General features: G+C 72.4%; 13 protein-coding genes. 12 read left to right on the forward strand and 1 reads right to left on the reverse strand.

The window, feature by feature from the left end; all coding sequences use genetic code 11:
• The first annotated feature begins 9 nt into the window (after positions 1-9).
• Genes QJ852_00645 through QJ852_00670 form a run of 6 tightly spaced genes read left to right on the forward strand, consistent with a single transcriptional unit; the run spans position 10 to position 7,182 of the window.
• Entirely contained in the window at positions 10-1,836 is a 1,827-nt protein-coding gene (locus QJ852_00645; GenBank protein WGX96953.1) for a DUF1446 domain-containing protein, read from the forward strand.
• A gap of 8 nt (positions 1,837-1,844) precedes the next feature.
• A complete protein-coding gene (locus QJ852_00650; protein WGX96954.1) occupies positions 1,845-2,162 on the forward strand; it encodes a hypothetical protein in 318 nt (105 codons plus the stop codon).
• Between the two features lie 17 nt (positions 2,163-2,179).
• Positions 2,180-3,364 carry an acyl-CoA dehydrogenase family protein gene (locus QJ852_00655; protein ID WGX96955.1) on the forward strand — a complete coding sequence of 395 codons (1,185 nt, stop codon included), beginning with the start codon at positions 2,180-2,182 and terminating at the stop codon, positions 3,362-3,364.
• Between the two features lie 10 nt (positions 3,365-3,374).
• Complete coding sequence (locus QJ852_00660) at positions 3,375-4,997, forward strand: amidase (GenBank protein WGX96956.1); 1,623 nt, start codon at positions 3,375-3,377, stop codon at positions 4,995-4,997.
• Between the two features lie 60 nt (positions 4,998-5,057).
• The gene (locus QJ852_00665; protein ID WGX96957.1) at positions 5,058-5,999 is read left to right on the forward strand and encodes a cyclase family protein; all 942 of its coding nucleotides are present in this window, start codon (positions 5,058-5,060) and stop codon (positions 5,997-5,999) included.
• 40 nt (positions 6,000-6,039) lie between these two features.
• Positions 6,040-7,182, forward strand: a complete 1,143-nt coding sequence (locus QJ852_00670) for a thiolase family protein (GenBank protein ID WGX96958.1) — start codon at positions 6,040-6,042, stop codon at positions 7,180-7,182.
• A 44-nt stretch (positions 7,183-7,226) separates the two neighbouring features.
• Here the strand turns inward: QJ852_00670 and QJ852_00675 are convergent, their stop codons facing one another.
• Positions 7,227-9,386 carry an MMPL family transporter gene (locus QJ852_00675; GenBank protein WGX96959.1) on the reverse strand — a complete coding sequence of 720 codons (2,160 nt, stop codon included), beginning with the start codon at positions 9,384-9,386 and terminating at the stop codon, positions 7,227-7,229.
• Between the two features lie 137 nt (positions 9,387-9,523).
• On the opposite strand from QJ852_00675, the gene QJ852_00680 reads away from it, so the two are divergent.
• The 6 genes from QJ852_00680 to QJ852_00705 all read left to right on the forward strand — a co-directional run bounded on the left by QJ852_00680 (position 9,524) and on the right by QJ852_00705 (position 13,908).
• Positions 9,524-10,711: a sensor domain-containing protein gene (locus QJ852_00680; GenBank protein WGX96960.1), complete on the forward strand. Its 1,188-nt coding sequence runs from the start codon at positions 9,524-9,526 to the stop codon at positions 10,709-10,711.
• A complete protein-coding gene (locus QJ852_00685; protein WGX96961.1) occupies positions 10,666-11,316 on the forward strand; it encodes a response regulator transcription factor in 651 nt (216 codons plus the stop codon). Before QJ852_00680 ends, QJ852_00685 begins: the two co-directional genes overlap by 46 nt.
• 34 nt (positions 11,317-11,350) lie before the next feature.
• Complete coding sequence (locus QJ852_00690) at positions 11,351-12,091, forward strand: hypothetical protein (GenBank protein ID WGX96962.1); 741 nt, start codon at positions 11,351-11,353, stop codon at positions 12,089-12,091.
• 37 nt (positions 12,092-12,128) lie between these two features.
• Complete coding sequence (locus QJ852_00695) at positions 12,129-12,749, forward strand: nitroreductase family protein (protein WGX96963.1); 621 nt, start codon at positions 12,129-12,131, stop codon at positions 12,747-12,749.
• A gap of 260 nt (positions 12,750-13,009) precedes the next feature.
• Positions 13,010-13,432, forward strand: coding sequence for a hypothetical protein (locus QJ852_00700; GenBank protein ID WGX96964.1), 423 nt, complete (start codon positions 13,010-13,012; stop codon positions 13,430-13,432).
• Entirely contained in the window at positions 13,429-13,908 is a 480-nt protein-coding gene (locus tag QJ852_00705; GenBank protein WGX96965.1) for a glutathione peroxidase, read from the forward strand. The genes QJ852_00700 and QJ852_00705 overlap by 4 nt, the downstream gene beginning before the upstream one ends.
• The last annotated feature ends 15 nt before the right edge of the window (positions 13,909-13,923 follow it).

Raw genomic sequence — 13,923 nt, forward strand, 5'->3', positions numbered from 1 at the left:
AAGGGTGAGATGACCACGTCACGCCAGGTCCTGAGGATCGGGAACTGCTCCGGCTTCTACGGAGACCGGCTCTCCGCTGCCCGCGAGATGGTCGAGGGCGGCCCGATCGACGTCCTGACGGGCGACTATCTGGCCGAGCTGACGATGCTCATCCTCTGGAAGAGCCGTCAGCGCAACCCGGACGCGGGCTACGCCACGACGTTCCTCACGCAGGTCGAGGAGGTGCTGGGCACCTGCCTCGACCGGGGGATCCGGATCGTCAGCAACGCGGGCGGCCTCAACCCGGGCGGCCTGGCCCGTGAGATCGAGCTGCTGGCCGCCCGGCTGGGCCTGCAGCCGACGATCGCCCACGTCGAGGGCGACGATCTCCTCGACCGCCTGCCCTCGCTGCAGGCCGCCGGGCACCCGCTCGCGCACCTCGGCACCGGGCGCACCCTGCACGAGGCAGGCGTCGCGCCGGTCACGGCCAACGCCTATCTCGGCGGCTGGGGCATCGCCGAAGCGCTCCGGGGCGGTGCCGACATCGTGGTCTGTCCCCGGGTCACGGACGCCTCCCTCGTCGTCGGCCCCGCCGCGTGGGCCTTCGACTGGCGGCTCGACGACTGGGATGCGCTCGCCGGCGCGGTCGTCGCCGGCCACGTCATCGAGTGCGGGCCGCAGGCCACCGGGGGCAACTACTCGTTCTTCACCGAGCTCCCGGCCGGCAGCCGGCCGGGCTACCCGATCGCCGAGATCGCACCGGACGGCTCCGCGGTGATCACCAAGCACCCCGGCACGGGCGGTGCCGTGACCGTCGAGACGGTGACGGCCCAGGTCCTCTACGAGACCGCGACGCCCGACTACCTCAATCCCGACGTGGTCGCGCGCTTCGACACGATCGAGCTGAGCCAGGAGGCGGCGGACCGTGTCCGGATCAGCGGCGTCCGCGGACGCCCGGCACCGGACACCGCGAAGGTGTGCGTGAACTACGCCGGCGGATTCCGCAACAGCGCGACCTTCGTCCTCACCGGACTCGACATCGAGGCCAAGGCCGACCACACCGTGCGCGCGCTCGACGACGCGCTCGGCGGCCTCGACACCTTCGCCGAGGCCGACGTCCGACTGCTCCGCACCGATGTCCCCGACCCGTCGGCGAGTGCCGCCGCGGAGTCGCGGCTCCGGGTCACCCTCAAGGACCCGGACGAGAGCAGGGTCGGACGGCGGTTCTTCGACGCCATCGGCGACATCGGGATGGGCGGCTACCCCGGGATGTGGGTCGAGCGGGCCGAGCGCCGGGCGAGTGCCTTCGGCGTCTACTGGCCGGCGCTGATCCCGACCGCCGAGCTCGCTCCGGAGGTGGTCTTCGCCGACGGGCGCCGGCTGCCGGCGCCGGTCCCGCCGGTGGCGCCGTACCCGGGCTTTCCGGCCGCGTCGCCGGCGTCCTCCCTCGGGCACCGGATCGTTGGCGAGACCGTCTCGGTACCGCTCGGTCGACTCGTCGGCGCCCGCTCGGGCGACAAGGGCGGCGACGCCAACATCGGCCTCTGGGCCCGCTCCGACGACGCGTTCGCCTGGCTGCGCGACTACCTCGACGTCGACCGGCTGCGTCTCCTGCTGGTCGAGGCGTCCGACCTGACCGTCGATCGCTACGAGCTCCCGCGCCTGCGAGCGCTGAACTTCGTCGTCCACGGACTTCTCGGCGACGGCGTCGCCGCGACGACCCGACCCGATCCCCAAGCCAAAGGACTAGGTGAGTACGTGCGCTCGCGACATGTGGATGTTCCCCGGACCCTGCTGGCCGACCTCGGTACGCCGGCGGCCACCGACTCCTCCCGGACGGCGGTGCCCGCCCGATGAGCGTCTCGATGACCAAGGCGTGGTCTCCGCTCACCGCGGAGACGCTGGCGGAGGTCCCGGCCACGGTCGGCGTCTTCGAGGTCGCCGACGCCTCCGGGGTGATCGGCATCGACTACGCCGGTGGGCACAGCCCCTTCGGCCTGCGCGGGGCGCTGCAGGTCTGGCTCGATCGCGGGCCGGGTCTCTCCTTCAGGTACGAGCGCACGAACGCCTACCTCTCCCGCTTCCGTGAGGTCGTCCAGGTGTTCGTCAACGACACCGGGGAGCCGCCGTCCAACCTCGCCGACACCGAGAACCTCCCGACCGGACGCATCCGGCAGAACTAGAGACTGGAGCACAGACCATGGGATTCGCCTTCAACGACGTCCAGCGCGCGCTGATCCACAACGTCCGGAGCTTCGTCCGCAACGAGATCGTCCCCCTGGAGCTCGAGCTCGACCCGGACGAGAGCGAGCTGAGGCCCTCGGTCCTCGACGGGCTCCGCGTCAAGACGAAGCAGATGGGCCTCTACAACCTGGATGCGCCGGAGGAGTTCGGCGGCCCCGGGCTCGACACGGTGACCCGGACCCTGCTCGCGATGGAGATGTCGCAGCACCGCGCCGGGCTGTACTCGGCCTGCTACGGCGCCTTCGGGCAGCCCGACATGGCTCAGCTGTACGAGGCGACCGACGAGCAGAAGGAGCGCTATCTCCATCCGGTGCTGCGGGGGGAGAAGAGCTCGTTCTTCGCGCTCACCGAGCCCGCCGGCGGCAGCGACCCGGCCCGATCGATCCAGACCCGCGCCAAGCAGGACGGGGACGACTGGATCATCAACGGCACCAAGGTGTTCATCAGCGGCGCCGACTCCGCCGACTTCGGCCTGGTCTTCGCGCGCACGGGTGACCGGGAGTCCGGACGTGAGGGGATCACCTGCTTCATCGTCGACGCGGACACGCCGGGATTCACCGTGCGTCGGGTGATCCACACGCTCCGGTCCGGCCACTACCCGACGGAGCTGGTGTTCGAGGACGTCCGGGTCCCCGGCAGCGCGGTCCTCGGCGAGGTGGGCCAGGGCTTCGCGATGGCGAGCGAGCGGCTCACCAAGAACCGGATCCCCTACGCGGCGGGGTGCATCGGTGTCGCGATGGCCGCGCACCGCCTCGCGATCGAGTACGCCGGCATCCGCTCGGTCTTCGGGCAGAAGCTCGCCGACCACGAGGGCATCCAGTGGATGCTGGTCGAGAACGAGATCGACATCCGCTCGGCCGCGCTGGTCACGCTCGACGCCGCCGAGCGCGCCGACAGCGGGGAGCCGTTCCGGACCGAGGTGGCGCTGGCGAAGATCGTCGCCACCGAGTCGTCCGGCCGGGTCGTCGACCGGGCCATCCAGATCCACGGCGGCTACGGCGTGACCAAGGATCTCCCCCTCGAGCGGTGGTACCGCGAACTGCGCATCCGCCGCATCGGCGAGGGCACGACCGAGACCCAGAAGATGATCGTCAGCCGGGACCTGCTGCGTGGGCGCTACGCGGGCCTGATGGACCGCTGAGGCCGGCGACATGACATCGGCGGAGGACCGGGTCCGGGTCCTGCTGGACCTGTTCGGACTCGAGGTGGACCGTGCGGAGATCGCCTCGGTGGCGCGCGACTACGCCACGCTGCGCGCGCAGGCCGACGAGATGCACCGGACCGCCGTCGACGGCCGGCCGCGCGACACGTCGGTGCCCAAGGCGTTCGCCGCGGGTGCGGCCCGGTCCGCCGTCCCGTCCGCCGGGGTGGGGTGCACGATCGAGGAGACCGCCGCCGACCTGCGCTCGGGTGCGATCACCTCGATGTCCCTCGTGGCCGCCTGCTTCGACCGCGTCGACCGTCTCGACGCCGGTCTGGGCGCCTTCGTCCGCACCTTCCGGGACGCGGCGATGGCCGCGGCGGAGAGTGCCGATCGGGAACTCGCGGCGGGTCGCGACCGGGGGCCGCTGCAGGGCATCCCGATCGCGGTCAAGGACATCGTCGCGACCGCGGAGGGCGCCACGACCGCGAACAGCCTGGTCGCTCCGCCCCGATGGGACGGCGACGCCGACGCGACCGTGATCGCGCGCCTGCGGGACGCGGGCGCGATCATCACCGGGAAGACGACGACGAACGAGTTCGCCCTCGGGCTCAACGACCCGAGCAAGGGCTTCCCGATGCCGCGCAACGCCTGGGATCCCCGTCGCTACGCCGGCGGCTCCAGCTCGGGATCGGCCATCGCGGTGGCGACCGGCATGGTCCTCGGCTCCGTCGCGACCGACACCGCCGGCTCGGTGCGGCATCCCTCCGCGCTCAACGGCGTCACGGGCCTCAAGGTCAGCCGCGGACGGGTTCCGCTCACGGGCGTCGTCCCGCTCTCGCCGTCCCTGGACACGGTGGGCCCCATCGCGCGCTCGGCTCGCGACTGCGCCCATCTGCTGGGGGCGATGGCAGGACACGATCCGTCGGACGGTGCCTCGTACGTCGACCCGGTCCCCGACTACGCCGATGCGCTGGACGGCTCGGTGGAGGGACTGCGCATCGGCTGGCCGGCGGCCTACTTCCTCGACGAGGGCAATGTCGCCGAGCCGGTCCGCGCGGGTGTCGTCGCCGCTGTCGCGACGCTGCGGGAGGCCGGCGCCTCGATCGTCGAGATCGAGCTCCCGCATGCGGACATCGCCAAGATCGCCTGCCAGGTGGTGCTGTTGAGCGAGGCGCTCGCCTACCACCGTGACGAGCTGGCGGCGCAGTGGTCGGCGTACGGCGTCTATCACCGCGGACTGCTGGCTCGCGGGGCCCTGTTCGGCGCGGCCGACTACGTGCAGGCGATGAAGGTCCGCGATCTGTTCGCGGCGCAGGTCGCCCGGGTGCTGCGCGAGTGCGACGTGATCGCCCTGCCGACGATGCCGACCGGAGCGCGGCTGCTCGACGAGACGGACCCGACGATGATGGACCGCTGGTCGGGAGCGTCCTTCATGTCCCAGTGGAACCTGGTCGGGCTGCCGGCGTGCGCACTCCCCGTCGGGTACGACGGCAACGGCATGCCGGTCTCGATGCAGCTCGTCGGCCGCCATCTCGGCGAGGCCACCGTCCTGCGGGCCGCCGATGCCTTCCAGCGCCTGACCACCTTCCATCTCGCCGCCCCCGCCGAGCCCGCCGAGCCCGGCCGCTAGGCCGAGCTCGCGATCATCACCCACCCGGAGCGATCCCGCCTCCGCGACCAAGGAGAGACCATGTCCGAGAACCCCGCATCCGGCGCGCGGCGCCAGGTGGCGACCAGCCCGTTCGGTCCCGACGACCAGATCGGTCGACTCAACCTGATGACGCCCGAGTCGCGTGCGTCTGTGATGAGCCGGATCGACCCCACCCGGATGTTCGACCTCTCGGTGGACTACTTCATCGGGATGCCGTCGTGGCAGATGGTGGGCGACCCGGCGTACCAGATCTGGATGACGCACACGCCGCACGGCACCGTCAACGACGGGCTCCCGGGCATCTCCAAGGAGCTGACCGAGTACGTCGGCTACTCCGGCGACTCGATCCTGATGTACACGCACACCGGCACCCACATCGACACCCTGAACCACTACGGCTACAACGGCCGGATCTACAACAACTTCACCGAGGCCGAGCACCTCGGCAGCCGGCACTGGTACAAGTCCGGTGCCGACCAGATGCCGCCGATCATCGCGCGCGGCGTCCTGCTCGACTTCGCGACGCTGCGGGGTGTCGACATGCTCCCGGACAACTACGGCATCACGCCGGAGGACGTCGACGAGTGCCTCACCGCCCAGGGCAGCGAGATCCGGCCCGGCGATGTCGTCCTGATCCGCACGGGGCGGATGCGGGCCTGGCCCGACCACGAGGCGTGGGGCGGGAACCCGCCGGGCATCAACCGCGCCGCCGCGGTGTACCTCGTGGACAAGGGCGCCATGATCGTGGGCGCCGACACGATCTGCGTCGAGCAGGGCCCCGCCCACGACGACGACAACTACACGCCCGTGCACACCTATCTGCTGGCCGAGGCCGGAGCGCCGTTGATCGAGGCGCTCAACCTCGAGGAGCTGGCGGAGGCGGGGGTGCACGAGTTCGCGTTCTTCGCAGCCTGTCTGCGGCTGCGCGGAGCGACGGGCTCGCCGCTGCGCCCGTGGGTCTTCCCGCTGACCCAGGGCTGAGCCCACCCCATCCGCAGATCCCCCTCGAGAAGGAGTTCCCATGCGAGACGCAGTCGTCGTCGCGGCCGTCCGTTCCCCCGTCGGCAGGCGAGCCGGTGTCCTCTCCACGGTCCATCCCGCCGACCTCTCGGCGCAGGTGCTGTCCGCGTTGGTGACCGACGCCGGCCTCGACCCGGTGGAGGTCGACGACGTGATCTGGGGATGCGTCAGCCAGGTCGGCGAGCAGACCTTCGACATCGCGCGCACCGCCGTCCTGTCGGCCGGCTGGCCCGAGTCCGTCCCGGGCACGACCGTGGACCGGCAATGCGGTTCGTCCCAGCAGGCGATCCACTTCGCCGCCGCGGGAGTGGTGGCCGGCCACTACGACCTCGTCGTGGCCGGTGGCGTGGAGTCGATGTCGCGGATCCCCATGGGGTCGGCGGTCGGTGACCGGTCGCCGCTCGGTGAGCTGTACACGAAGCGGTACGGCGACGGGATGCCCAACCAGGGCCTCGGCGCCGAGCAGATCGCCCGGGAGTGGTCGCTGGACCGGGCGGTGCTCGACGCCTACGCGCAGCGGTCGCACCAGCGCGCCGCCGCCGCCGTGGCCGCGGGGTCCTTCGCCGGCCAGATCGCGGCCATCGAGACCCCGGACGGCACCGTGACCGTCGACGAGGGTGTCCGTGCGGACTGCTCCCTCGACACGCTGGCCGGGCTGCGCACCCCCTTCCTCGCCGACGGCGTCGTCAGCGCGGGCAACAGCTCCCAGATCAGCGACGGGTCCGCGGCGCTGCTGATCACGACCTCGGAGATCGCGGCGACGCGCGGCTGGAAGCCGCTCGCGCGGATCCACACCGCCGTGGTCGTCGGCAGCGAGCCGAACGTCATGCTCACCGGCCCGATCCCCGCCACCGCCAAGGCGCTGGCGAGGTCGGGCCTCGGCCTGGCCGACATCGGCGCGTTCGAGGTCAACGAGGCCTTCGCCTCCGTTCCCCTCGCCTGGCAGGCGACGTACGACGCCCCGATCGAGTCGCTCAACCCGGTCGGGGGCGCGATCGCCCTCGGTCACCCGCTGGGCGGCTCGGGCGCGCGTCTCGCGACGACCCTGGTCCACCACATGAGGGACCGCGGCATCCGCTACGGGCTGCAGACCATGTGCGAGGGCGGCGGTCAGGCCAACGCCACGATCTTCGAACGGGTGTGACGCCCCGGCGCCCGGGCCCGGACTCGGGCCCGGGCGCCGGCTGCTCACCGGACCAGCGCGGGCGCGGGCGCCGCGGCCACGTCCATCGTCGACCGGCGCGAGCGCCGCGGCCAGGCCCGCTCGCCGAGCAGCATCAGCACGGCGGGCAGCACGACCAGCCGGATCACCGTGGCGTCGATGAGGATCGCGGCGGCGAGGCCGACGCCCATCATCTTCATCTCCATCATCGACAGGGTCGCGAAGATGGCGAACACGGACACCATGACCGCGGCGGCGCTGGTGATCACGCCGGCGGTGTCGGCGATGCCGCGGTGGACGGCGTCCCGGGCGGGCAGCCCGCGGTCGATCAGCTCGCGGATCCGGCTGAGGACGAACACGTGATAGTCCATCGAGAGGCCGACCAGGACGACGAGGACGAAGATCGGGATCCACTCGATCACGAAGCCGGGGCTGGTGAAGTCGAGCAGCCCCTCGCCGACCCCGTGCTGGAAGACGATCGACAGCAGGCCGAAGGCGACGCCCACCGACGCCAGGTTGAGCACGGTCGAGACCAGGCCCAGCAGGACACTGCGGAACGCGAGCATCATCATCACCATCGTCAGCAGGAGCACGAACCCCAGCAGGATCGGCATCCGCTCGGTGCGCAGGTCGAGGCGGTCGAGCGACTCGGCGGCGCCGCCGCCGACGGCCCACGAGCTGCCGGCGCCGAGGCCGTCGAGGGCGGCGGGCGCGAGGTCGGCGCGGAGCCGTTCGATCGCTTCGGTGGCGCGGTCGTCGGCCTCCTCGTAGGGCAGCGGAAGGTCCACGACCGACGTACCGCCGTCCTCGGAGGTGCGCACCTCGGCCCCCGCGGTCGCGAAGTCGTCGCCGGCACCGGCTGCAGCAGCGAGCTCCTCGAGAGCGGATCGGGCCGCGGCGGGCTCGGCGCCGGCGACGACGACCTGGGCGGCGGTGCCCTCGGCCGGGAACGCCTTCGTGATCGAGCGGAGCGTCTGCACGGCCGGGATGTCGGCGGGCAGCGTCTCGATGCTGGCCTGGTGGGTCTTCATCCCGAACGCCGGTACGGCGAGCGCGACGATGCCGAGCGACGACACGATGAGCGCCGCGACGGGGTGCCGGACCACCGGGCCGAGGATCCGGCCGCTGATCGAGCCGGTGCGGACCCGGCGGGTCATCCGCCACAGCAGCGGCAGTCGCGGCCGGTCGACCCAGCGGCCGAGCTTGACCAGGAGCGCCGGCAGCACCGTGATCGAACCGAGGACGGCGACCGCGACGACGAGGATCGCGCCGGTGGCGAGCGAGTTGAAGGTGACGTCGGAGAGCACGAAGAGCCCGGCCAGCGAGGCGATCACGGCGCCACCGGATACCAGGATCGCGTGCCCGGAGGTCTCGGCCGCGATGGCGACCGCGTCGAGGGTCGACCGGCCGGCGGCCCGCTCCTGGCGCTCTCGCTTGAGATAGAAGAGCGAGTAGTCGACGCCGACCGCCATGCCGATCAGCACGATCATGCTGAGCACGGTCGACTCCGCCGGCACCAGCCACGAGATCGGCGCGCTGATGCCGATGGTGGCCGCGACGCTCGTGGCGGCGAGCAGCACCGGTAAGCCGGCCGCGATCAGCGCGCCGAAGGCCAGCAGCATCAGCACCAGCGTGATCGGGAGGCTGATGAACTCGGCGGCGCGCAGGTCCTCGCCGACCCGCTCGTTGATCGCCTCGTCGATGGTGACGTCTCCGGCCTGGGTGATCTCCAGATCGGGGTGGGCGTCCTGGACGGCGGCGGTGACGTCGAGCAGCGGTGCGGCGTCGACGTCGTCGGCGGTCAGCTCGACGGGGACGAGCAGCGCCGTACCGTCGGCGCTGGGCACGGCGTCGCCGACCCCGGCGACCCCCGGCGTCGTGCGCATCCGGTCGGCCAGCTCGGCCGCCGCAGCGCCGCCGTCGGCGAGGTCGAGCTCGCCGGCCCGGGCGCGCACCAGGACGCTCTCCGACGGCGGCTCGTCGAGGCCGGCCTCCTCGATCATCGCGCCGGCCCGGCCGGACTCGCCGATCCGGTAGTCGGCGTCCTCGACGTCGTTGGTGGGGATCGTCGCCGCGAGGCCGACGGCGATCACCACGAACGCCAGCCAGGCGCCGATCGCGCGCCACGGATGGGTGGCGCTCCAGCGGGCGGCCCGCGTGGGCAGCGCGCTCAGGGAGAGGGACATGAGAGCTCCTGGGAGGTGAGAAGGGGAGATGGGTCCAGCGTCGCGGCGCGCGTGCGCGCGGTCAGGGGTGGAACGTCCCGTCCGGTTGTGGTGCCTGCACCACTGTCGGGACCGGCCGACTCGGGGAGACTGGTGCGGTGAGCAGTAGTCCCGCCGTCCGTCCCGACGACGTCCGTCCCGACGGTGCGGTGCGTTCCGGCCGCTGGGCGGTGACCGGCTACGCCCTGCTCCAGGTGCTGCTCTTCGTCCCGATCGTGGTGACCTTCGTGCTGGTCGCGGTCAGCTCGGTGCTGGTCGTGGTCTGGGTCGGGATCCTGCTCCTGGCGGGCCTGCTGCCGGCGATGCGCGGGCTGGCCGGGCTGCACCGCTCGATGGCGGGCCGGATCCTCGGCACCTCGCTGCCGGCGCCCTATCTGCCCCTGACCGGTGGGCCCCTCGCCGACCTCCGCACCCGCGCGTCCGACCCGATGACCTGGCGCGACCTGCTGTGGATGCTGTGGGCGATGACCTTCGGGTTCGTGGTCTCGCTGCTGGCGGTCGTGCTCTTCCTCGGCGTCGTGACCCTGCCGATCTGGTGGTACGGCGTCATCCCGCTGCTCCGCGGCCGCGCCGCCGTCGACCGCGCGATCCTGACGACCGGCCGCACGGAGCGGCTCGAGCAGCGGGTCGAGGCGCTGACCGCGTCGCGAGCCGTCGTCGTCGACCACTCCGCCGCCGAGCTGCGCCGGATCGAGCGCGACCTCCACGACGGGCCGCAGGCCCGGCTGGCGGCCGTGTCGCTCAGCCTGGGCCTGGCCGACGACCTCTTCGAGTCCGACCCCGAGGCCGCCCGCCGGCTGATCAACGAGGCCCGCGGTACGTCGTCGACCGCGCTCGGCGAGCTGCGCGACGTGGTGCGGGGCATCCACCCGCCGGTGCTCGCCGACCGCGGCCTGGCCGGCGCGGTGTCGGCGCTGGCGCTCGACATGGCGGTACCGGTGGAGCTCGCCCTCGACGTACCCGGGCGGCTGCCGGCGCCGGTCGAGTCGGCGGTCTACTTCGCCGTCGCCGAGTGCCTGGCCAATACCGCGAAGCACTCCGGTGCGGCCAACTCGTGGGTGAGTCTGCAGCACGACGGGTCCGTCCTCCGGGGCCGGATCGGTGACGACGGCCGCGGCGGCGCGGACCTGAGGAAGGGGACCGGACTCCCCGGGATCGCCGCGCGTCTGGCAGCCTTCGACGGAACCCTGTCGGTGTCGAGCCCGCCCGGCGGGCCCACCGTCGTCACCTGGGAGGTTCCGTGCAGCCCCTCCGCGTCGTCCTCGCCGAGGACCATGCGCTCCTGAGAGCGGGGCTCACCCAGCTCCTCGAGGCGAAGGACTTCACCGTCGTCGCGGCGGTCGACAACCTGGCCGAGCTCGAGCGGGCACTCGACGACCCGTCGGCCGAGGCGGCCGTGGTCGACGTACGGATGCCGCCGACCTTCACCGACGAGGGCCTGCGGGCCGCGATCTCGGTGCGTGCGCGCCGGCCGGGCTTCCCGGTCCTGGTGCTGTCGCAGTACGTCGAGCAGCTCTACGCGCGCGAGCTGCTCGCGAGCGGCGAGGGCGCGGTCGGCTACCTCCTCAAGGACCGGGTGTCCGACGTCGCCGAGTTCGTCGACGCGCTGCGCCGGGTGGCCGACGGCGGTACCGTCCTCGACCCGTCGGTCGTGGCGGCGGTGCTCGACCGCCGGCGCGACACCCCCGTCGACCGGCTGACCGAGCGGGAGCGTGAGGTGCTCGCGCTGATGGCGGAGGGGCGCGCCAACGCCGGCATCGCGCAGGCGCTCGTCGTCACCGAGAAGGCCGTCGCCAAGCACATCAACAGCATCTTCGCGAAGCTCGACCTGCCCACCGACACCGACGACCACCGGCGGGTGCGGGCGGTCCTCGAGTGGCTGCGGATCTGAGACGAGCGTCGGTCTGCTGCTCTAGGGTGTCGCGATGGGTTGGAAGGACATCGCCAAGCTGGGCCGGGACTGGGCCGAGGCGAAGAAGACCGAGCTGTTGACCACCGACAACCAGCGGCGGGAGCAGGCCCAGGGCGACCTTGAGGAGATCGGCCGCGCCTCGCAGCAGGAGACCGTCACCTCCTTCCTCGAGGGTGTGCTCCCCGAGGAGTGGTCGCGCCACATCACCGCCGCGCGCCCCGAGAACGTCGCCGCGCGCGAAGCGGCCGCGCAGGCACAGGCGTCCGCGGATCGCCGGGAGCGGCTCACCTCGCAGCCGAGCGGTCGGGTCCGCCTCGCGGTCAGCGGTGAGGAGCAGGGCACCCTCGACCTCGATCTGCCGGTGACGGTCGAGGAGCGCCCCGCTGGCGAGCCGTGGGAGGGCGGGCCGGACCCGATCGGCTGGCTGCTCGTGCGGGTCGAGTCCGCGGAGCCGGTCGCGCTCGGCGGCACCACGCTGAGCGAGCTGTCGCTCGCCGTACCCGCCCACACCGGACCCGGACGCTACGACCTGGTCGAGCTGATGCGCCGTGGCGACGCCGGCGAGATCGAGGGCTGGGAGGTCCTGGACCTCTACCTCGCGCCGAGCGTCGAGGCCGACGACACCGTCTGGTACGTCGACCTCGCGGCCGGGTCGGCCTGGATCGAGGTCGATGCCGCCGAGGTGCGCTTCGAGCTGCCCCTGCGCTCGGCGGTCAGCGCGATCCGGGTGCGCGGCTCGGTGGCCTGGGGCTGACCCGCGGCCGATCGGACCGGCCGCGATACTCGACCCCATGAACCCGGTCGACATCGCCGAGCCGCTGCACTCCCGCTGGAGCCCGAGCGTCTTCGACGACCGCCACGTGCTCGACGACGAGCAGCTCACCCGACTGCTGGAGGCGGCCCAGTGGGCGCCCAGTGCCGGCAACCGGCAGCCCTGGCGCTATCTCGTCGCGGTCCGGGGCAGTGCCACGCACGACGTCCTGGTGCGGCACTTGTCGCGGGGCAACTCGGGCTGGGTGCCGCGGGCCTCGGTGGTGCTCGTCTCGGTTGCCGTCCTCGCCGAGGAGGGCGAGGAGGCGGGCGACCCGACCATCCCGGCCCACGATGTCGGCCAGGCCTCCGCCCATCTCACCCTGCAGGCCCGCGCGATGGGCCTGCACGCCCACCAGTTCGCCGGCTTCGACCACGACGGTGTCGCGGCCGCGCTCGGCGTACCGCCCCACGCGCGGGTGGTCGCGGCGATCGCCGTCGGCCGGCGGGGCGACCCGGCCGACGTACCCGAGCGGGACGCCGAGCGGGACCACCGCATCCGCCGCCGCCGGCCGCTGGAGGAGACCGCGTTCACCCGCTGGGGCGAGGCCTGGCCGGGGCTGGTGCCGTCGGGCCCGACGGTCGCGCCGCAGGCCGAGTAACACGCCGTCCGCGGCAGTAACACGCCGTCCGCGGCAGTAACACGCCGTCCGCGGCAGCAACACGCCGTCCGCGGCAGCAACACGCCGTTCACGTCGCGACACGCCGTCTGCTCGCCCAGCGATCTGCTGACAACGGTGGGGTAGTCGGGTGGACGGCGTGTTACTAGGCGTGGTCGGCACCGGCATGACCTCACAGGTCATGGCCCACTGACCCTCGGCGGGGCGAGGGTTCGGGTACGAACCCACCGAGGAGGATCACCATGACCACCACGCTCACCCGCCCGGACCACCCCGCCGCCCGCTCCGCCCTCGCGTCCCGCCGCTTCTGGTTCGGGGCCGACGCCGTGGTCACCGGCACCAACGGCCTCGTCTACCTCGCGGCCGCCGGCGCACTCGTCGACCTGCTCGGTGGCGACGCCGGCACCTGGCGCGCCGTCGGCGCCTTCCTGCTGGTCTACGCCGCCGGCGTCGCCCTCTACGCGCGGTCCCCGCGCTCGGCGCGCGCAGGATGGGCGATCGTGGTCGCCAACACCCTGTGGGTGGTCGCCTCCCTCGACGTGGCGGTCACCGGGGCGCTCGACCTCGACCCGGTCGGTCGCGGCTGGGTCGTCGCCCAGGCGGTCGTCGTGGCCTCGTTCGTCCTCCTGCAGGCCCGGGTGCTGCGTGCCAGACTGCAGGCATGACGTCCCTCCACGACTTCAAGGCCACCGCGATCGACGGCCGGGAGATCGACCTGTCGTCGTACGACGGCTCGGTCGTCCTGGTCGTCAACACGGCTTCCAAGTGCGGCTTCACGCCGCAGTACCAGGGCCTGCAGGAGCTGTACGACACCTACGGCGAGCGCGGCTTCACCGTGCTGGGCTTCCCCTGCGACCAGTTCGCCCACCAGGAGCCCGGCACCGACGACGAGATCGCCGCCTTCTGCGAGCGCAACTACGGCGTCTCGTTCCCGATGTTCGCCAAGGTCGACGTCAACGGCAAGGAGGCGCACCCGCTCTACCAGTGGCTGAAGAAGGAGCAGGGCGGGCTGATCGGCGGCGCCATCAAGTGGAACTTCACGAAGTTCCTGCTGGGCCGTGACGGGCAGGTGCTCGACCGCTACGCCCCCACGACCGAGCCCGCCAAGATGTCCGGCGACATCGAGAAGGCTCTCGGCTGACTCCCTGGGTGCGGT

Origin of the sequence: Nocardioides sp. L-11A (assembly GCA_029961745.1) — a bacterium.
Lineage (GTDB): Bacteria > Actinomycetota > Actinomycetes > Propionibacteriales > Nocardioidaceae > Nocardioides.

Coding starts and splice junctions, on each gene's coding strand:
- QJ852_00690 (WGX96962.1), top strand. CDS start 11,351: ATGGGTTGGAAGGACATCGCCAAGCTGGGCCGGGACTGGGCCGAGGCG.
- QJ852_00645 (WGX96953.1), top strand. CDS start 10: ATGACCACGTCACGCCAGGTCCTGAGGATCGGGAACTGCTCCGGCTTC.
- QJ852_00660 (WGX96956.1), top strand. CDS start 3,375: ATGACATCGGCGGAGGACCGGGTCCGGGTCCTGCTGGACCTGTTCGGA.
- QJ852_00650 (WGX96954.1), top strand. CDS start 1,845: ATGACCAAGGCGTGGTCTCCGCTCACCGCGGAGACGCTGGCGGAGGTC.
- QJ852_00705 (WGX96965.1), top strand. CDS start 13,429: ATGACGTCCCTCCACGACTTCAAGGCCACCGCGATCGACGGCCGGGAG.
- QJ852_00700 (WGX96964.1), top strand. CDS start 13,010: ATGACCACCACGCTCACCCGCCCGGACCACCCCGCCGCCCGCTCCGCC.
- QJ852_00670 (WGX96958.1), top strand. CDS start 6,040: ATGCGAGACGCAGTCGTCGTCGCGGCCGTCCGTTCCCCCGTCGGCAGG.
- QJ852_00655 (WGX96955.1), top strand. CDS start 2,180: ATGGGATTCGCCTTCAACGACGTCCAGCGCGCGCTGATCCACAACGTC.
- QJ852_00695 (WGX96963.1), top strand. CDS start 12,129: ATGAACCCGGTCGACATCGCCGAGCCGCTGCACTCCCGCTGGAGCCCG.
- QJ852_00675 (WGX96959.1), bottom strand. CDS start 9,386: ATGTCCCTCTCCCTGAGCGCGCTGCCCACGCGGGCCGCCCGCTGGAGC.
- QJ852_00665 (WGX96957.1), top strand. CDS start 5,058: ATGTCCGAGAACCCCGCATCCGGCGCGCGGCGCCAGGTGGCGACCAGC.